The 19564-nt window shown below is 46.6% G+C and carries 16 protein-coding genes; 6 read left to right on the top strand and 10 right to left on the bottom strand.

Annotation, left to right across the window (positions count from 1 at the left end; translation table 11 throughout):
• The 3 genes from K2P83_RS11480 to K2P83_RS11470 all read right to left on the bottom strand — a co-directional run.
• A partial coding sequence (locus tag K2P83_RS11480; protein WP_292929304.1) for a SpvB/TcaC N-terminal domain-containing protein occupies window positions 1-3359 on the bottom strand: 3359 nt, incomplete at its 3' end.
• A gap of 595 nt (window positions 3360-3954) precedes the next feature.
• Window positions 3955-5085: a DUF3616 domain-containing protein gene (locus K2P83_RS11475; protein WP_292929302.1), complete on the bottom strand. Its 1131-nt coding sequence runs from the start codon at window positions 5083-5085 to the stop codon at window positions 3955-3957.
• Between the two features lie 745 nt (window positions 5086-5830).
• Window positions 5831-6088, bottom strand: coding sequence for a hypothetical protein (locus K2P83_RS11470; protein ID WP_292929300.1), 258 nt, complete (start codon window positions 6086-6088; stop codon window positions 5831-5833).
• A gap of 538 nt (window positions 6089-6626) precedes the next feature.
• On the opposite strand from K2P83_RS11470, the gene K2P83_RS11465 reads away from it, so the two are divergent.
• Window positions 6627-6884 (top strand): hypothetical protein, encoded by a 258-nt coding sequence (locus tag K2P83_RS11465; protein WP_292929298.1) that lies wholly within the window; start codon window positions 6627-6629, stop codon window positions 6882-6884.
• 384 nt (window positions 6885-7268) lie between these two features.
• Here K2P83_RS11465 and K2P83_RS11460 read toward each other — a convergent pair whose 3' ends face one another.
• Window positions 7269-7481 (bottom strand): helix-turn-helix domain-containing protein, encoded by a 213-nt coding sequence (locus K2P83_RS11460; protein WP_292929296.1) that lies wholly within the window; start codon window positions 7479-7481, stop codon window positions 7269-7271.
• 327 nt (window positions 7482-7808) lie between these two features.
• Entirely contained in the window at window positions 7809-8789 is a 981-nt protein-coding gene (locus K2P83_RS11455) for a site-specific integrase (protein WP_292929294.1), read from the bottom strand.
• A gap of 197 nt (window positions 8790-8986) precedes the next feature.
• Between K2P83_RS11455 and nudF the strand changes: the two genes are divergently transcribed.
• Window positions 8987-9601: an ADP-ribose diphosphatase gene (gene nudF, locus K2P83_RS11450; protein ID WP_292929292.1), complete on the top strand. Its 615-nt coding sequence runs from the start codon at window positions 8987-8989 to the stop codon at window positions 9599-9601.
• A 34-nt stretch (window positions 9602-9635) separates the two neighbouring features.
• Here the strand turns inward: nudF and K2P83_RS11445 are convergent, their stop codons facing one another.
• Window positions 9636-10019 (bottom strand): type II toxin-antitoxin system PemK/MazF family toxin, encoded by a 384-nt coding sequence (locus tag K2P83_RS11445; RefSeq protein ID WP_292929290.1) that lies wholly within the window; start codon window positions 10017-10019, stop codon window positions 9636-9638.
• Between the two features lie 30 nt (window positions 10020-10049).
• On the bottom strand, window positions 10050-10301 hold the full coding sequence (locus K2P83_RS11440) for an AbrB/MazE/SpoVT family DNA-binding domain-containing protein (RefSeq protein ID WP_292929288.1): 252 nt from the start codon (window positions 10299-10301) through the stop codon (window positions 10050-10052).
• A 229-nt stretch (window positions 10302-10530) separates the two neighbouring features.
• Here K2P83_RS11440 and K2P83_RS11435 point away from each other — a divergent pair, with 229 nt between their 5' ends.
• Window positions 10531-10821 carry a toll/interleukin-1 receptor domain-containing protein gene (locus K2P83_RS11435; protein ID WP_292929286.1) on the top strand — a complete coding sequence of 97 codons (291 nt, stop codon included), beginning with the start codon at window positions 10531-10533 and terminating at the stop codon, window positions 10819-10821.
• Window positions 10822-11177: 356 nt separating this feature from the next.
• On the opposite strand, the gene K2P83_RS11430 is transcribed toward K2P83_RS11435, so the two are convergent.
• The gene (locus K2P83_RS11430; protein WP_292929284.1) at window positions 11178-11657 is read right to left on the bottom strand and encodes a hypothetical protein; all 480 of its coding nucleotides are present in this window, start codon (window positions 11655-11657) and stop codon (window positions 11178-11180) included.
• A 274-nt stretch (window positions 11658-11931) separates the two neighbouring features.
• Between K2P83_RS11430 and K2P83_RS11425 the strand changes: the two genes are divergently transcribed.
• The gene (locus K2P83_RS11425) at window positions 11932-12159 is read left to right on the top strand and encodes a hypothetical protein (protein ID WP_292929282.1); all 228 of its coding nucleotides are present in this window, start codon (window positions 11932-11934) and stop codon (window positions 12157-12159) included.
• On the opposite strand, the gene K2P83_RS11420 is transcribed toward K2P83_RS11425, so the two are convergent.
• Complete coding sequence (locus K2P83_RS11420; RefSeq protein ID WP_292929280.1) at window positions 12148-13854, bottom strand: diguanylate cyclase; 1707 nt, start codon at window positions 13852-13854, stop codon at window positions 12148-12150. The genes K2P83_RS11425 and K2P83_RS11420 overlap by 12 nt on opposite strands.
• A 252-nt stretch (window positions 13855-14106) precedes the next feature.
• On the opposite strand from K2P83_RS11420, the gene K2P83_RS11415 reads away from it, so the two are divergent.
• Together K2P83_RS11415 and K2P83_RS11410 are read left to right on the top strand one after the other, a co-directional pair.
• Complete coding sequence (locus K2P83_RS11415) at window positions 14107-14835, top strand: DUF1499 domain-containing protein (RefSeq protein WP_292929278.1); 729 nt, start codon at window positions 14107-14109, stop codon at window positions 14833-14835.
• 116 nt (window positions 14836-14951) lie between these two features.
• Window positions 14952-16208 (top strand): putative Na+/H+ antiporter, encoded by a 1257-nt coding sequence (locus tag K2P83_RS11410; protein WP_292929306.1) that lies wholly within the window; start codon window positions 14952-14954, stop codon window positions 16206-16208.
• Window positions 16209-16376: 168 nt separating this feature from the next.
• Here the strand turns inward: K2P83_RS11410 and K2P83_RS11405 are convergent, their stop codons facing one another.
• The gene (locus K2P83_RS11405) at window positions 16377-19562 is read right to left on the bottom strand and encodes a CusA/CzcA family heavy metal efflux RND transporter (protein ID WP_292929276.1); all 3186 of its coding nucleotides are present in this window, start codon (window positions 19560-19562) and stop codon (window positions 16377-16379) included.
• Window positions 19563-19564: the final 2 nt, after the last annotated feature.

The raw sequence follows: 19564 nt of genomic DNA, 5'->3' as shown, positions 1-19564 counted from the left end.
GCCGCTTCATCGACCCATCTGCCCGGATTCTTTGGATCAAAAGCGCTGCCGATTGCCCGCCCGATGTACTGGGTGGGCTTATTCAGAGTGGCGCGTACCGATGCATCAAATTTTTCATTGAGAACATCGGTCAGCAGAACTTCGGTGAGGGCAAGTTTATACGTCTCATAGGTGAGCCCCAAGTGGCTTTGTTGGCCAAAATCCAGCGGGCCGGATAAATCATCTTTGAAATAGAGAATCCGCACCCAGTCGATGATGCGCATGTGTGCTTTTTTATTCGTTGGCTGCTGTTGATAATCCAGTTTGATAACAGGTTTCATTCCCTGGCCGGGCAGATCGTCTGTAAGATTGAACGATTTAAAATCATTGATCGTGAAATAAAGCCCACTACCGGGTACAAAATCATCGGCACCAGTCAGCTCATAGGTAAGCGCTTCGCACGGGGCCGGTAGCCGATGCCGATCCGGATTGTCCGGCAGTTCATCGGTAAAGTGCGTCTCGGTATAGGCAATGTAGCGCTCACTTTGGACTTTGTGGATCAGCGCCAGTTGCTCCGGTTTGAGGATTTTATCCGGATCTTCGTAGTCAACTGATCGTGGGTAGACCACAGCTACAGATTGCAATACGCGACCATAGTCGTCGAACATTAAATTGAGCGTATGCGCGATGCGTGGATCTGGACTAATCTTTTCAGATTTCTTCGGCAGCGGGAGCTCGTACTGATAACTCAGTGCTTCACTTTCGGTGACGAGAAACACCGCGTGTTTATTGTCTCCGCGCGACTGTAACCGCTGAATATGGCAATTATGCGTAGCGGCTGAGTAAATTCGCACCGGGATATCTTTGGGGCCATCAGCATGAAGCAAATCGACATCCAACTCATAACTTTCTTGCCGTAACACCATGCCTTTACAGGCACGCAGTGCTTCACGCCATTCATCTGCGCTTAAATCAGCGGGCAATTCAGGTTCCGGTAAAGCTTTTTCTTCAAAGTCGCTCGCATAGCGGGCTGGGAAATATTCACCTGCGAATTGGGTCAGAATGCGTTCCCGATCAATGGCCGCACCGGTGTGATACCAGGTGATGGTTTTGATCGGCGGTTGATAAAGCGTTTTATCGTTGGTGATATACGGGCTGGCAATATTACCTTGTGCAAACTTGTCATAAGTTTCTATATCCACCTGCTCGACCCGCCCGAAACCGCGAAATTCACGCTCGATACCATCGAAGTAGCCGTGATGGTAACTATAGGTGCTGGAAAACTCGGTTTGACGCCAATTGTCTACAACCGTAACCTTTTCGACGCAATGCACCGGGAATGGCAGCTTGGTGATCCACGGTTTCCCGGACTGCTTATCCTGCAAGTAAAATCGGGTGGAGGGTGCGTACTCCACTTTGGTTTCTGCACCGAGATTATTCTTGGTTCCTGTCAATAAGTGTGGTTTCTGTCCGCCCATCAGATCAATGTAGCGGATGGTGCTGCGCGCATCGCCGGGCAAAGGCGATGACCAAACCAGGCAGGCGGTGCCGTTGCCGAGCAAATCGACGGTGGAGACGGCCGTTAGATTGTCAATGCGTGGGAAAGTACTGAGGATTTGCTGCTTGCTCCAGCTATTGCCGGATTGGTTGAAGTAAATATGCACGCCTTGACCGGTGAGGTACAGGATATCCACCAAGCCGGAGCCATCGATATCCGCGAGGCGGATGCGGCGTTGGTCGAACATATCGGGGGCATCAAACCAAGGCGATTGATCCATGGTAACTTTGGCGCCAAAGCGGGCGTAACCCAGATTGGGCCAATAACAGACTTCGCCATTGCGTATGCGCACGAGATCGGTCAAACCATCTCCCGACATATCCGCCAGGTAGATGGATTGCGTGCCGTCGGCAAAGACGAGCCGGGGGCCTTGCTCTTCATCGATGGCTTGGCGAACTTTTTCGCCGGGGCCAAAACCAGCTTCCGCCAGCGATGGGTACCAGCTAAAGGCTTCATCTTCGGTAATCAGGATGTCGGCATGGCCGTCGCCGGTGAGGTCGATGAATTTGAGGTTGGGATCGCGCCAGGCAATATTGGGCAGCGAGCTGAATGACCGGTGTGTTTCCCAATCTTCATCCGTTGTGCGCTCGAAAAATCCCGGCGTTGGACCATCGAATTCGACCACATCCAATTGACCGTCTCCGGCCAAATCCAGCAGTTGCTGGCCGCCTGCCAAATTAGCCGATGACGGAATGGTGGCCACACGCTCCAATGGGGAGAAACGCGCGGGGGTGGTTATTTTGCCTGCCGCATCTTCCACCGGAACGGCACTTTGGTTGCGCTTGTAGAACCAGGCTTCACCTTGCTCGGTCAGCAAACCGGAAAGCCCCTCGCCGTCGAGATCCACCCACTGGTAGCGGCTGTTATCCAGCCCTTGCGGGAGGTTTTCAAGGCTGACGGGGTCTACTTCATGGACATCTTCATTGATGATGGCTTGGCTGTATGTAAACTCGACCGGCGGGAGGGATTTTTTCCGGTATTGTCCATTGATGCGTTTGTAGCCGGTTTGTGTCACACTGCTGATGAAAGATGCAACAGTGCCCTCGTTGTGGTTGAAGTGGGTGGCACGCACCAGATAGTTTTCACCTCCGGGATAGTTTGCATCCTTCAGTTCATTGAAATGATGGAACATCAAGACTCGCTGGCATAAGCGATAGGTGCGCACCTCAAATCCGGAGCGATAGGATGAAAATGGATCCAGCCGTAAATCCCACTCGCGCTGAACGGCGGTGTAATGTACTACCTGAACATTACCATTGGTGTCTTCCACATAGTGTTCGCCATAATCGAACACTGCTTCGAACATCCAGTCAGTTCGTTTAGATAGATCTTCACCAGACCGTCGTGGTGCTATATTGCCGTATTTGATACGTTTCAGGTAATGATTGGCTGTCCTTTGGGTATCCTGGCGATTGGCTTCATGTGCTGTTGAACGATCTATGCCCTCGGAATTTTCTTTCTTGTATTCATAACGAATGGCATTGCCTTTATCATCGAAACTTTCACAAATTAACCAGCTAAAAATTCGTGTTTCCGTTTCATCCGCAGGATCAACAATGCTGCTTTTTTCGTCATATCCATACAGCGTGGTGATATTGTCTTTGGAGATGGAACGCCAATGGGATACTCCCTCTGAATTAGTCCAGCGCTCAATTCTGGCAAATAAGCCTTCGATGCGTGGGCGATAACGGCGAATCTTGTGTCCTGACGGCGAGATAGGATCTTCGGGTCGGCTTCCATCCGGGTTGAGTACAGGCACCAAATCTTCCGTGCCGGAAAGAATAAAAACATCGGATTCATCGGCATCGTTATAGCGTGGCAACCCTTTGTCAGTCTTGCTTGCACATTACTCACAACAGCTTATTACCCATCTTCTTAAAGCATTGCAAACACCTTGAATGACGCAGTCTTTGCTGAATTCAGCGCACATACTCAATTAGTTTTCAGCGGTTACAGCAAACTAAAGGGCATATATACTGCTTATCATTTAATCATAACTTGCAAAACTATGTTAGATATTTCGCATAGATCCATAAGTAAACCTCTGCAAAGCACCGCAATTTAAGTGGTGAATATGTGTGCTGTAATATGAGTAAAACATATTTCTATGATTTTCTTTGTGATTTTTATCACGCAGTATGGAAATTTATGAAATGAAGGGTTTTGATCTTTAAGACGAGCATAGGCCGTAACATTTGATTGAGCTAAATCTGGTCTATAGATATGATCAAATATAGATCGTCGTCGTAAAAACGAGATCAGATTCAAGTTCGATGCCTGAGGACGTACGTTGCAATCAGAGCTATATTTCGGAGCAACTGGGTTCAATTCACAGCGCCCAAAGCGAGCGCCACATTGTCTAGTATTGCCTATCAGTAACTATCAGCAATCAAAATAACTTCTAATTTTCTGTAGCTCTACAAATCAACAATATCCACTATAACCGAAGCCGGTTTGTGAAAACGTTTTGTACTGGGTGAATCGTAACCAATCATCAAGTGTTTCTTGTCAAACAAAGCAATCGCTTCGGCATGATCAGCGCCTGCTTCGACCTGCTTCCAGGTTGAGCCTAGAGATTGTTGCACAAGCACATTTTCTGAACGCCAGATAAACTTCTCTTCCTCGCCACTCATTTTTCCAAATGCCTTGCGCGCTGCTTTCCATCGAAAAATTAATGGGGGTGAGTCAAGACCTGTAGTTGGGCCGGCAAGAATTAAAAGATCATCACCATCCCAGCACAAATCACGAATCCCATGCCCAGCCAGATCCAAAAAATGGCGACGATATTTAAGCCCAGTGGGGCCAATTTTTGTCAGTTGCAACTGATCGGCTTTCGTATTCGGTGAATCAATCCGCTCCAGTGCTAATTCAAGAATAATTGCGATTCCTCGTAGCACTGGCCCACGCATTCCCACAAGCACTCTTCCATTACGTGTACATGCTAAGCCCTCAATATCTATGCCATTGTCTTTGCCTGGAATTCCGCCATTCTTGTCACAAAAACGAGTGAATAGCGTATCGCGTCTAATCTCATCCAGCAATTCACTTGTGGTTGCATCACATCTAAGCTGAGCTGCACGTGTGTTGTTATCACCCTCACTCATAGAAAGTCGGAACTGCTTATTTTTGTTTTTATGAAGGAACACACAACCTAGAAAAAATCGATTTGCATCCGGTTTTACTTGACTAAGTACTTCCAAATTCTTCTTTGTATCAAACGTTGCCTTCGCCTTGCCGCGCTTCAGACTATGCGATCCAACCATCCATAAGAGTTGCTTTGTAGGGTCAAAATCCATTCCCTCAAGATCAATTTCCATTATCTGGTTTGTCTGTTCTTGCAGTGGTGTAATTGGCAAATCAAACCAATCACTCAAATTGATCAGTGCTTTGAGCTTAAAGCAAGTGCCATCATCAGATTCTTTAAGTCTGGCTAGATCGATCCCTTCGTCGCCTGCTGCAAAAATCGAATCCCCTACGCGTACAAACGCAGACAGAGATTTCGATATTCCTTCCCCTTTTTTCTCAAATTCAAGCTTGATTTCTTTCATTGATTCACCCCAGTAAAAATTTACTTAACGTACAAGGCAGCCTTCCCGGTAATTCTCCAATAATCTTTATCCGGCAATCAGTTTATCTGGAGAAGATTGAACATTTGAGATATTTAATCCTAAAATCACTACAAAGTCATCATTGAGAAATCAATACTACCATTCTGCGATTCTTTGATGTCACAACTGACTTACACCTGGATTTCATCATTCACTATTTGCTCAGTGCTGGATCTGGCATCTGTTTTGCCGCAAATATCGCGGAATTAATGACAGAAGAAGTTGGATAGATTCCGGTCAATTGTAAGATTCATCACTGATTGTGATGCTGTTTGGCGTCATGCCTTGCGCTATCCGATCATGAGTAGTTCTTGCATTGACTGGTAATGGAGCATAGAGAATAATTGTAACGAAAAAATGTAGTTACATAAACCATCCTCTTGTAGCGATCTAAAAAGCAATTCATCGAGGATTGAAAACCTACTGTGGTCGCCCGATTGTCCTTGCCGGTATAGCGGAATATGCCATCATCAGTCCAGCCATTTTTATAGCCGTAAGTTTTGCCGCTAGCGCCTGTAAAAATGAAAACCACAGGAAACTCTCAGGGCGCCCAGATACCCTTTTGAAGCTGTCCCCCATACTTCTCGAGCAAGTCATATCGGAAATAGGTTGTGCCCTTTAATTTGGCTTGCAACAGGATGAAGGGTCTCCCTGACCGGGAAACCGAGCCGTTGTAGGACGGGAATCACCGTCGCAGCGCCTCCGGATAATTCCTTGGCTTTAAGTGGCGTGCCATGCTGCTTCCTGAATGCCTCGCCAGCGATGGCTTTGGAGTCGTAGTATGACCATCGTAATGCAGTGGATAAAGCCGAGAGTATTTGTAGCCGTAACGTTCTAGAAACTTATCGCGTCCTAACTGATTGCATTCTGCAATAGCGGCCATGACCGCATCAGTCGATGTTAAAAGTGACAGCTTACTCGACACAGAGACCTCCATCGACATTCCACAGTTGCTTTTCCAATGGCTCTTCTTTGATTTCTTTTGATTTCGCCATGGTTACATTACTTCCTTTTGGTATTGGAATAAATATCAAGACGTTTCGATTGAATTGTAACCATAAAGTAAGACAATAACCTATAAATAATGGCTATGTAATAGTTAACTGTTGAATTTCTCAATTCACTGATTACAAATGATTTTTTTATAACCATAAAAACATATAACCAACTGATTAAAAATGAATCATGTTATTTTGCAAGTCATTTTCAACAACTAATTGTGACATAGCCTAAATAATCACTAAAATATCAAAAACAGAACCAGCGTCAAACGTGAAAGAATCACTGCATGTTAGATATAATTTTTACATGTGCGGCGGCATTCAATATCAAGATCACAACATCTACTTTCCCCAACCAGATGGCAGGGTCCCGTATTACTTCGACATGGCGGAGTAACCTGGATCATCTGGGGCAAACGTAAGCTAGAAGTTTCAGGCAAATTCCCCAATGGCGACCGGGCACGTATCGATTCCATCAAGATGAGCAAATGGAAACCATGGCATCCCAGACCTATATTAATTCCTGCCGAAAGTTTCATAGAAAAGGATCACGATAAACAATCCCATTGGATTACTCTGTCGCTCGGAATGGCTATTCAGGCTTTACTGGCTGAGCGGGATGTTGAGCAGCAGGTGTATGTGGTTACTGAAAAAACGCCACCTGAGTATCATTGGATTCATGATCGTTGGCCGAGATTGAGGAAAATGGTGGATTCAAAGGCATCTGGTTTTGAGTGATTTAGGGTGGTAGTATGTAAATCTGCTTTTTAATTAACTTGAGGGGTTCATTTGACAACAATCCTTACTGAAATTCAAAATGACCAGCTAACCACTCTACAGAAAAAAATGTTGATAGCATAAAACTATTCACCCATTGGAAGAGTAAAAATAGAGGGAACATCAGTATCCAATGTTTCTCAGAAAGAATTCCGTTAACTCATGCTGAATATTATGGCGTTAACAAATTAGCGTAAATCCCATTCTGCGGCCACACGACCTGACCGCTACCACACATAAAAATATGTTAGAAAATAAATCTGTTTTTGCAGAGTTCGCTTGGCAATATCTTGAGCGCGGGATATCCGTGATACCAATCGCCCCAGGTAGCAAAATGCCGGGGTCTTATTCGCAGAGCGATGGTTGGCATGGCATGTCCACCTGGGTAAGATTCAACACAACTGGACTGCCATCGAAAAGGAAGTCATGCCAATCGATAACCCATCGACCGCCAATCATCTGCGCATCTTGTCCCAGTAGGCCCCTTTTGCACCAAGTAACAACCGTTCTCCGGCTAACTCCGATCACTTTAGCCATTTGTGTGGCTGACACTTTCATAAAACGCTCCCCGTCATTGATTTATTTATCAATGATAGAGCAATACATCAATTCGACTTCTCAATTGAGAAATTATTAATAATTTGATTGAGTAATAATTGATTATCGTTATATTAATCGAATGATTACAACGTCGAATAGAAGTAGGTCTGTTAACCGTGGCGAGGAAGTGGAGCAGGCAAATGCAACCCATCATTGACATCATTCCCATGAGCGCTCAAGCTCGCTGAAGGGCTTCAGCGCTGGATGAACGAAGATTAATCTAGGGGGCTAGATAGGGGCTAGAAGCAGCATGAAAGGCAGACAAAAAAACATAATCACGATAACTCACAACCGCTTTGCAATATCAGCTGCGGTTTCCCGGTAGTAGCCTTGCAGTATTTTAAGGTCGCGGTGCCCGGATATTCTGGCTAGTGTGAGAATATCCACTTTCTTCGATAATCTGGTGATAGCCTCCGCCCTAGTGTCATGAAAATGCAAATCTATGATCCCGGCCCTACGCTTGGCAGTCTGGAACAGTTGATCTAGCTGGCTAGAACGCAGATTAAATACTGATTCCGTTGCATCCACACGTACCTGATTGATAATTCTAATTGCCTCTTGCGACAAAGGGACATCACGCGAGAATCCGTTTTTTGTCATTGGAAGATGAGCAACGCGCGTATCGATGTTAATATTACCCCAGGTCAGAGATATTATTTCACCCGCGCGCATGGCCGTCTCTATTGCAAATAACATTGCAGCACCAACCCTAGCGCCGCTTCTCACCGGTTTTTCATTGTAATCATATCCGAGTGCCATTAATAACCTGGTTATTTCGTCATCCACAAATCTTCTGTTCCGTGGTTGTGGTGTTTTTGGCTTGGTTACCTTTTTGAGCGGATTTTCTGTCATCCAACCCCATTCGTTAATAGCGATATTAAACGCATGGGATAACATGCTCCATTCACGCAGCATAGTCCGGGTCTTTGCCACACACAATCTTTTATCTCGCCACTCCGCTAGGTGGAATGGCGTTAATTCATCAAGCTGCACCTTGGCTATATCGTACTTACACATACCGTTAACACGGTACATCTCAACCCGCGCGCCACGCTTATTAACTGAAACCGTAGAAACATATCTTTGCAGCAAATCACCAACGGTTTTATACTGACCACCGGAGGAATCCCCCTGGATAATTTTCTTTTCTGTTTCGGCGGCCCACATTTGCGCTGCAAGTTTAGTTGAAAACATTGCCGACTTGCGCACACCTTTACGTGCAACAGCCGCCTCGTAGCCAGATCCCTTTTTTCGTATTGATGCCATCCGCGCTCCATCCGTAATTTTTCCGTAAATGATACATTAAAAACAGGAGAAAACAGATAGAAACAATAATCCTTACGAGTTGCTTGGAGCCGAAAAACAAGCTGCGATGCCGGTCTTTATTGGAAAAAGTGAGAAACAGGCGAATATTAAGAAATATATACTGCTGCATAGCGAACGCAGCATAACAATCTATTCCTATGGAACAAGTAACGGTGAATTCAAACGTAAAAATTTTAGAGAAAACAATCTGTTTCGAAGGCTTTTTTCGTATTGAGCGTTACCGCTTGCGTCATCGATTATTCAATGGTGACTGGAGTCATCCGCTGGTACGTGAGGTATTCGAACGCGGTCACGCCGCCGCAGTCCTGCCTTATGATCCAATCCGCGATGAAGTCGTCCTGATCGAACAATTCCGCGTTGGCGCCCTGAATGCTCCCGATGGACCGTGGTTGATGGAAATTGTAGCCGGCATCATCGAAGCGGATGAGACAACGGAAGACGTAGTAAAACGCGAAAGCATCGAGGAAGCCGACTGCATCATTACCGGCCTGATTCCATTGTATAACTTTCTAGTTAGCCCCGGCGGTACTACAGAAAGCGTTGCCTTATTCTGCGGCCGGGTTGATACGACGCATGCCGGTGGCGTTCATGGTGCCAGTGAAGAAGGCGAAGATATCAAAGTACATGTCGTTACAGTGGATGCAGCGCTCGCGTTATTACAAGCCGGAAAAATCAATTCAGTCAGCGCAATCATCGCCTTGCAGTGGTTGGCTTTAAACCGTGACCATGTGCGAACCATGTGGGCAGGTTGAGCAATAGCGATCAGGATTGCGGATTAATCCCCAATCAAAGCTGGATAATCTGATTGAGCCGTTGGCATACCTGACTAAACAGAGCCTCGTTCAAAGCACCCCAAGGATGCGGTTTGGCATTGCGGACCCGCCAGTCAAATGATTTAGGTTGATGGCATAACACATAACTGGTTTGCTCAATCTTTTTTTTCGAGGCCTTACATACCGCTACTGCAAATGGATTATCTGCATTGTATGCTGCGGTAGTCATCGGCAAACCGATTACCAGCGAAGTTTTATCGTTAAAAAAACACGGCGAGAGTACCAGAAAAGGATGTATGTCACACATTTCCTGCCCGGCTTGCGGATTGCAATCAATCCAAATGATATCGCGGCGATCAGGCAACCATAACTGACGGTTATCGTCTATCTTTGTCATGGCATGCCCGATACATCATTGATGACAGAATTACCATTTCTCCGCGCCGATGTGTTGCACGCGCATCACTTCACCACCATGACGCGCGGGATCATACTGCGCCAAACGTTGTTCCAACGTCAATAACTCATCCCCTATCGGGGTAATGATAATCTGACCATCAGCGACAGTCAGCCGCACGCGCTGATCAACATGCACCTGCGCTTCGCGGGCAATCGCTGCGGGCAAACGCACGCCTAGATTGTTGCCCCACTGTTTAATATCCAAAATGACTTCTGTCATCACCGCACTCCATAATTTAATTGTTTAAACGTAAGTATAAACATGACTGAGGTAATAATCAAATAAGCAAGTAATACAAAATAGAAGCGATGACGTTTTTTTCATCCACTTACCTAGCGGGTTCGTTTATCCTACTTAAACTCTACGTGAGCCGCGTTAATTCGCTCAAAACAATCTATTTCTCATATAATCCGAACACCCCACATCACGGAACCAAAGCCTACTGAGTATGAGTGATATTTTTATTTGTTATTCGAGAAAAGATAGAACTCTTGCTGCCAGATTGAAGCAGCGACTGCAAGCAGAAGGCTGGACAGTATTCATGGACGAACACATCGATGCAGGCCATCGATGGGCGGAAGAAATTACGAACCAGCTTGCCGCGGCGCAGGCAGTATTGACACTCTGGTCACAAAACTCGATCTGCAGCGGTTTCGTGATGGATGAAGCGCATGAAGCAGCTGATCGCAGAATCATATTTCCCGCACGAATCGAACAGCGTGCGCTCGTCGGTACGTGACTACCACCTTTCAGTCATCCGCTTATACAGTATCGGTTCCGGGTATTGTATTCATCCTCCATCGAATAACGGATCGCTGGCGCTCTGATCGCTGAAGCGCTGGTTTGCTGTTCACTGATAGCGCCGCGAAGCGGCGCGTGAAATTTTTCGCCGTAAATCGCCGGGTTTGATGCGGATTGGCTTCAGCACATGCCGCCGTAGCCCCCATGAGCCCGCAAAACGCATAGAGTTGATTCAATCCTATACGCTGGCGTCACGATCAGTACGACTGTAACTGAGAAATATTGGTTTGATAGTTTGAGCTTCGGTTTGCGGCATGATGAATGATATCGATTACTGATGACTGTGATTATAGGCTACAAATCTTCCGCTTCAATCTCCGTCAAATCTTCCACCCCGGCAAGCTCGGCCAGCAGGCAGGTGTAATTTCTCAGTTGCGTTTGTAAGATTTGCAGTTCCTGGCGGAATTGTTGGCACTCATCAAGAGAAGCAAATGCACCGTTCTGGCTTTTGCGGTGCCATTTGGCGGTAAAAGGCCGCACCACTTGGTTGAGTACCACAATGGCAATTTTGGCAAATTGAATACAAGAGCGGCCGTGTGCTTTGAGAGTTTCTCGCGTGATACCAAACAAAGCGTAAATGCTATCCAGCGCGGTTTGTTCCACGCCGTCTTCGTCTGGCAATGGTTGCGTGGTAATACGCGTGAGCAATTCAACATAAAGATCCCACGCCGCTTCTTTATCCGGATTGGAGGGCTTCCACTCCATTTCCATGAACGGCGCATTGATTCTGAGCCCAGTCAAATTCCAGTTTTCAAATAGATCTTTAATTTTCATGATTTGGCCTCAATAACCCTGACTAAATTTGAATAAGATTCATAAAGAATGCTTCCTATTCCAATCTAATGGAAATGGAACACAATCAGATAATCGTACCATCCTAAGGCGGGCCTGCAAAAAAATTTGGCGCCAGGTATCTCGCAGGATTGCTGAATGGCATAGCCCATACTGCCTAATTACCAGGTAAAATCGTTTGTAATCTTTGATTTATCTTGCACAACACTATGATCTACTAGTGCCGTGATCAACAAATTCCGTAAAGAGGTTTGTCATGATAAACAAGGAATTCTTTGGCAAGAATGCAGAGCTTAAAGAGTCTAATGATGACGATAATGAAGCTTTAGCAGATGGCCTGATTCCAGATAGCCGGATTGTTCAGATCATTGATGAACTAGCGACTAACCATGATGATCTTGATAATGACGAAGATTCTGAAACCATACTCAAGTCATTGGGACTACATAGCAGCAGGGAAAACTGGCATCACTTAGCCGGATGATTCTGAACACACACAGTTACGCCCCTGCTTCTTAGCGCGATAAAGCTGCTGGTCTGCCTGGGAAATCAACTCATCCAGAGACACATTGCCATCTAAGGTACTAGCAATACCCAGACTGGCGGTAAATGACAGCTTTTCTTCCTTATCGGTAGCAATCTGAATAGTGGCAATTTTTTTGCGCATTCTCTCCGCTATGGCTACGGCATCTGTCAGTCGCGTTTCCGGCAGAAAAACAAGGAACTCTTCCCCGCCCCAGCTCGCCAGAATATCCCCGCTACGCGCTTCTTTTTGCAGCGTCTCGGATAACTGCATGAGAACGCGGTCTCCCAATGCATGACCATAGTTATCATTCAACAATTTAAAATGATCAATGTCCAGCATGATGACGGACGTATTACTTTTGCTGCGTAAGCTCATGGCCCAGATTGGCTGCACAAATTTATAAAACGACCGCCGGTTGTTCAAATTGGTCAATAAATCAATTCCGGCCATTCTCTCAGCGGCCAGTTTCTCGCTCTGATTGATGTTAAAACGCTCGGCGAGTGCCAGCGCTAGCAAAATCGCATCCGCCATCATGCCGATATCCGTCGCCCGGTAGGTAAACCAGTTAAATGGGATGAACCCCCATACGGCGTTTGCCGTAATAGTTCCACCGCATATCGAGAAAATGGATGCCAACAGGAAATACTTGGCAAATTGGTTATCGGCACGCAACGAAATGGCGCCCAATATGACGGAGGCAATGTAAAAAAAGAAGATAAAACCGATTGATATCAGCAATGCTATGACAAATTCATCGATCAGCATCGCTAACAATATTAATGCGCTAAAACCGGCACAGCTTACGATAATCACGCGATAAACGCGGGGCCAGGCTATTTTGATCGCTAGAAAGTGTAGTGCAAATGCAAACCCGCTCACGGTACAGACCATCATCAGAAATGGATTAGCCCATTGTTGCCATTGGGGCGATTCAGACCACAGCCATTGGTAGCCGTGACCCGTATACGCAGCATTCAGTGCTAAAAAGAATAAGAGATAGATTGAATAAAGCAGATAGGGGGCAGCTCGTAACCCGATATACAACATAAAATTGTATGCAACCAAAGCCAAAATAACACCGTACATAAAACCATAGCTATAGGCTTGCACCCTATCTCTATCGTTTAGTTTCTCATTGTCCAATAAATAAATCGGCAGAACCATCGCGTCGGCTGATTCTACCCGGATTAAAACTGTGGTTTCGCCTTGTGTAAAATCATGACCCATGACAAAGAATCGACGATTGAGGGGACGTTCTGCAAATAGCAAACTGTCGCCAGTGTGATAACTATTGATTAACTGCTCTTGCTGGAAATAATGAACATCGATTTTGTCCAACCAGGCAGTTTCAATCAACAGGTTCCGATGCATAGCGATTTTCCTGGAATTGCTGATCTGAAGGGCAAGCCATACCGGTTTCGAGCCGACTCCAAAATTAATAACGGGATTATCGGATAAAGAGAAGTGGCCGTTTCTAAATGCATCGAATGCGTCGTGCTTACTTAAATAACCATCGCCACTCTGGTAAACCTGAATATACTGGCCAATCGCATCTTTGTATTCTGTGGCAACATCAAGTGTTTTTGCATTTGCCGGAAAAATCCAGAAAAACATCACAAGAACGGCGAAAGACAATAGCAGAAGCTTCTTCATGCAATAATGCTGAAGATATTTATCAGACGAGGATTTGCAGCAGCTTTGAACCAAGTAATTTGGGCTTTCTGGGTAGATAGAGCAAGAAATATCTTACAGGATAATGAAATATTATTCAGCTTCTTTCAAGCCAAGAAAATGAGTCCATTTTCCGATGCCAAGGCACATCAGTCATATTTTCCCAAGTTTTAGGATTGCTGGAAATCACAATTCCTGCTTATTTTATTGACCTTACTTAAAATGATTTCGACTATGAATAAACCATTTGATTTTACCCGCTGGAGTCTGAGGATTTCGTTGTTTTCCCTACTAGCGGCAGGTTTTGCTGTATTCTGTCTTCGATTCAGTATTATTGATTTTCAGCCAGCTTTACTCGGGATTGCCGGCACTACACTGGCCGGATTGTTGGCCATCGTTTTCGGATTGATTGGGACGTTGCGTGCAATCAAAGCGAAAGAAACCAACATTGCCTCTACGCTGGCTGGACCGGCACTGGGCTTTTTAGTCGTGATGCCAGTTCTGATGGCTATCATGGCAGGAGCCGGGGCACCACGCATTCATGATATTACGACAGATCTGGCGCACCCGCCTGAGTTCGTAGCAATAAAAGCGCTGCGCGCACCGGCGCATAATTCATTGGATCAGCCTGAGCCGGAGAATCTGTCCACCTTGCAGAAAGAAGGCTATCCCGATCTGGCTCCGCTACTCATTCCTCGTCCATCCGATCAGGTTTTTGAACAGGCAGTTGCGCTGGTGAAAAAACGGGGTTGGGAGGTTGCTGCTGTTTCTGCTGAAAGTGGCCGGATTGAGGCAACCGATACCACACGCATTATGGGTTTCAAGGATGATGTGGTAATCCGGATTCAAGCAGCAGGAAATAAGACACAGGTTGATATGCGTTCCGCTTCGCGGGTCGGGAAAAGTGATCTTGGCATGAATGCCAAGCGCATCCGGCTGTTCTTGGCTGATTTGGGGAAGTAGTCGGTTGCAACCTTATCCGATTCGGTCATCAAACAGTCAAATACGCGATATAACATACGAGTAATGCTATCATTACCAAATCTCTCATTACTCATTTCATATAATCTCACAATATGATTAATCCGACATCCGTTCAACTCATCGCTGCCGTGTTATTTGCACTGGCTGTGATCCATACATTTTCAACCAAATATTTTGAACACCTGGCGCATACCCAACCGCGCCATGCAGGAATTTGGCATTTATTAGGTGAAGTCGAAGTAGTGTTTGGTTTCTGGGCGATGGTTTTGATACTTTTTATATTTGCCATCAGTGGTAAGCATGAAGCAATAACGTACCTTGAATCACGCGATTTTACCGAACCCATGTTTGTGTTTGTGATTATGGTCATTGCCGGGACGCGACCCGTTTTAGATTTGGCCGCATCTACTGTACAACGCGCTGCATTCTCATTACCAATAAATCCAGGCATGGCCATGTACTTTTTATTGCTGGCTTTCGTTCCTTTATTGGGCTCATTTATTACGGAACCCGCGGCGATGACGCTTGCGGCACTCATGTTGCGAGACACACTATTTAGCAAAGAGATATCCACCAAGTTAAAATACGCTACGGTCGGTGTGTTATTTGTCAATATCTCCATAGGTGGCACACTGACACCTTTCGCGGCGCCGCCGGTGCTGATGGTCGCTGCAAAATGGAATTGGGATACCTGGTTCATGATGACGAACTTTGGCTGGAAAGCTGCATTAGCAGTTGCCGTCAATGCGTGTGCGGTTACCTGGTTATTCCGGCATGAGCTGGGACATGTCAGTCAAAAGGTGGATACCGCTGTGTTAAAAACGCCATTAGCGGTGGTACTGATTCATCTGGTGTTTCTGACGTTGGTTGTTTTGTTTGCTCATCACCCGGCAGCCTTTATGGGTTTATTTCTTTTTTTTATTGGGTTCACAACCGCTTATCCACAGTATCAAAGTCCGTTGATCTTACGTGAGGCTTTAATGGTGGCATTTTTCTTGGCGGGATTGGTGGTGCTCGGCGGGCTGCAACAGTGGTGGCTCCAGCCAATATTGATGGACATGGACGATACGGCTGTGTACTTTGGTGCTACCTTATTGACGGCAGTCACCGACAATGCGGCATTGACCTATCTGGGTTCGTTGGTTGAAGGATTAAGCGAGGAGTTTAAAATCGCATTGGTCGCAGGTGCGGTGACTGGCGGCGGTTTAACGGTCATTGCCAATGCTCCAAACCCTGCCGGTTTTGCTATTTTACGAGGCAAATTCGATGAACAATCGATCCATCCACTGGGCTTATTGATTGCGGCAATACCTCCGACACTGGTGACGATCATTGCGTTTCGTGTGCTATGAGCATTCCCGAAAAGGAGAATCAGATTGAATCTGTGAATGGCGAAAAATATCACCTATAAAAAACTTTAAAGATCGAATCAAGCTTTTAAACTGAAAAACCGGATTGGAATTATGAAATTCCAATCCGGTTTTTTTAATTCATCACCTTACTGTTGAATAAAAAACGAATCAGGCATCCTTAACAGCAGCTTGCACGATAGCCGGTGCAAGTAGAGGTTCCGGCTGATCCGGTGCTTTTTTATCGGCTATATCATCAAACCAGTGATATACCATCGGCATAACCACCATCGTCATCAGCGTCGCTGTCGTCAATCCGAAAATGACCACGATAGCGAGTGGCTTTTGCACCTCAGAACCCAGTCCCGTAGCTGTTAGAAAAGGTGCCAGCCCTAGAACTGTCGTGGCCGCCGTCATCATGACCGGACGGAAACGTTGCGCACAGGCTTGTCTAGCGGCTGCTTGCACACCCATGCCTTTTTCGCGCAATTCGCGCAAGAAGGATATCAGCACTACGCCGTTCAAAATGGAAGTTCCCCACACAGCAATAAAACCTACCGATGCCGGTACCGACAAGTATTGACCGGTAACAAAGAGCCCGACAATCCCGCCTACCGATGCGAAGGGTAATACCAGATAAATGAGCACAGCCATCTTCACTGAATTAAATAGCATGAACAGCAAGAAGAAAATGGCTGCCAGCGTAACCGGCACAATAATGGACAGTTTCGCCATCGCGCGTTGCATGTTCTCAAACTGCCCACCCCAGACGAAATAATAACCGGGGGGCAATTTAATTTCTTTTGCAGTGCGCTCTTGGAGCTCAGCGACAAAACCACCCATATCGCGTTCATGCACGTTAACACCGATGACCACACGGCGTTTGGCAAACTCACGTGAAATGATCGCCGGGCCGTCGATCACTTTAATCTCTGCAATTGCACTCATTGGAATGAGCATACCACCCGCAGATCCCATCCCACCGGGTGTGCCACTGCCAGGCCGTAATAACAATTGCTTGATTGCTTCTACATCATAGCGATAGGCTTCCGGGAATCTCAGTAGCAACGTAAAGCGGCGTTCGCCTTCAAAAACCTGTGTAACCGCCTTGCCGCCCACTGCGGTGGCAATCATTTCGTTGACATCAGCGACATTCAAGCCGTGCCGGGCGATGGCACGGCGATCAATATCAATCGTTAATTCCTGCTGACCGGATAGTCGCTCAATACGGATATCCCGGGCACCCCGCGTGGATTTGACAATACGTGCCACCTGTTCGGACAGTTTGCGTAATTGCTCGAGATCATCGCCAAAAATTTTGATGGCGACTTGCGAGCGTACCCCGGTGACCATTTCATCGACCCGCTGCGCAATCGGTTGAGAAATGACAATATTGACGCCCGGTAGCGTGGCCAGAGCCTTACGAATATCCTCTTCGATTTCCAGTTGGGTACGGCCTGATCCGATGAGATCCAGATCGGCGATCGGATCCGATTCATTCTGCGATGCCGGATCAGCGGGCGTTTCTCCACGACCCAACTTGGAAACAACCGATTTGACGCCGGGTACCGCCGCAATCATTTTCATTGCTTCGGTTTCGATTTTGATGGCCTCATCCAATGAAATGGATGGTGCGCGGATAATTACCGGGGTCACCGCGCCTTCCTTCATGATCGGAATGAATGCTGTACCCAGTAGCGGAAACAGCACAAATGCCACCACCAATGAGCAAACAGCAAGAATCAAGGTCTTTTTCTGGTTACGCACCGCTAAATCGTAAATGCCCAGGTAGCCCTTTTTAAGCACAGCAATGACTTTAGTGTCCTGCTCGCTACCGCCTTTTAACAGATAATCACACAGTACCGGGGACAACAATAACGATACAATCAGTGCGATAAATAACGAGATAGAAATAGTAACTGCTAGCGGACTGAATGTTTTTCCTTCCATTCCTTCCAGCGTCATCAAAGGAAGAAATACCAGCACGGTCACAATTAAACCAAAAATCACCGGTGTGCCGACTTCAGCGACCGCATCCACAATGACATCAAATTTGGATTTCCCTGTATCTTTGGCTTCCCCCAGGCGCTGATAAATATTTTCAACCACCACCACCGTCGGATCGACCATCATTCCGAGTGCAATCGTCAACCCGCCCAGCGACATCAAATTTGCGGGCATGCCATAATGGTTCATCACTAGGAAGGTGACCAGCGGCGTGATAATCAACGTGAAACACACGACAAAACTGGTGCGGACGGTACCCAGAAAGATAGATAACACTACAATAACCAGAATCAAGGATTCCATCAACGTAGTTTGCACGGTGGATAATGCACCATCCACTAGATCGGTACGGTCATAAAACGGTACAATCTGCAAACCATCCGGCAGTATTCCACGTTCATTGATTTCAGCAACTCTTTCCTTGATACGACCGACAATTTCCTTGGCATTACCGCCGCGCAGCATCATCACGATGCCGGACACTGATTCGGTATCGCCGTTCTTGATACTGGCACCCTGGCGCACCTCGCCGCCAAAGGTTACCTCAGCCACGTCACGAACATACACCGGAACACCGTCCATTTCTTTCAGCACGATATTGCGAATATCATCCAACGAAGCGATAAGGCCCACGCCACGGATCAGATACTGTTCATAGCGCAATACCAATATATTGCCGCTGGCGTTGGCATTATTACTGGCCAATGCACGGTCAACCTGCGACAGCGTTATATCGTAATGCCGCAGCTTATTGGGGTCGGCGTATACTTGGTATTCTTTGACAAACCCGCCAATGGAATTGATTTCCGCTACGCCCCGGATCGAACGTAACAAGGGACGCACCACCCAATCCTGAACAGTGCGGCGTTCAATTAATTCTTCTTGAGTCAGCGCTCGAGTACCGTCATCCGGATGTTCAATAGTATATTGATAGACTTCCCCCAGACCTGTCGATACCGGCCCAAGCACTGGTGTGATGCCGGGTATCAACCGAGGCGTGACATCAATAATCCGCTCCATGACCAATTGGCGCGCAAAAAACACATCGGTTTGATCGGTAAACACCAAAGTGATTAGCGATAATCCACTCTTATTCATTGAGCGCATCTCAACCAACCCGGGCAGACCGGTCATGGCGATTTCAACGGGTACGGTAACCAATCGCTCCATCTCTTCCGGACTGCGGCCAATCGCTACCGTAGCGACCTGCACCTGAATGTTGGTGACATCCGGAAAGGCATCCACTGTGAGCGATTTAACAGCAAAACCGCCTGCAGCGCATAGCATCAGTCCGATCACCACCACCAGCAGACGCTGTCTCAGCATTGCACGAACTATCGCGGCCATCATGG

Origin of the sequence: Nitrosomonas sp., from assembly GCF_019752415.1 — a bacterium.
Classification (GTDB): Bacteria; Pseudomonadota; Gammaproteobacteria; order Burkholderiales; family Nitrosomonadaceae; genus Nitrosomonas.
Note: the sequence above shows the minus strand (reverse complement) of the source record. Positions and strands in the feature narration are given on the sequence as shown.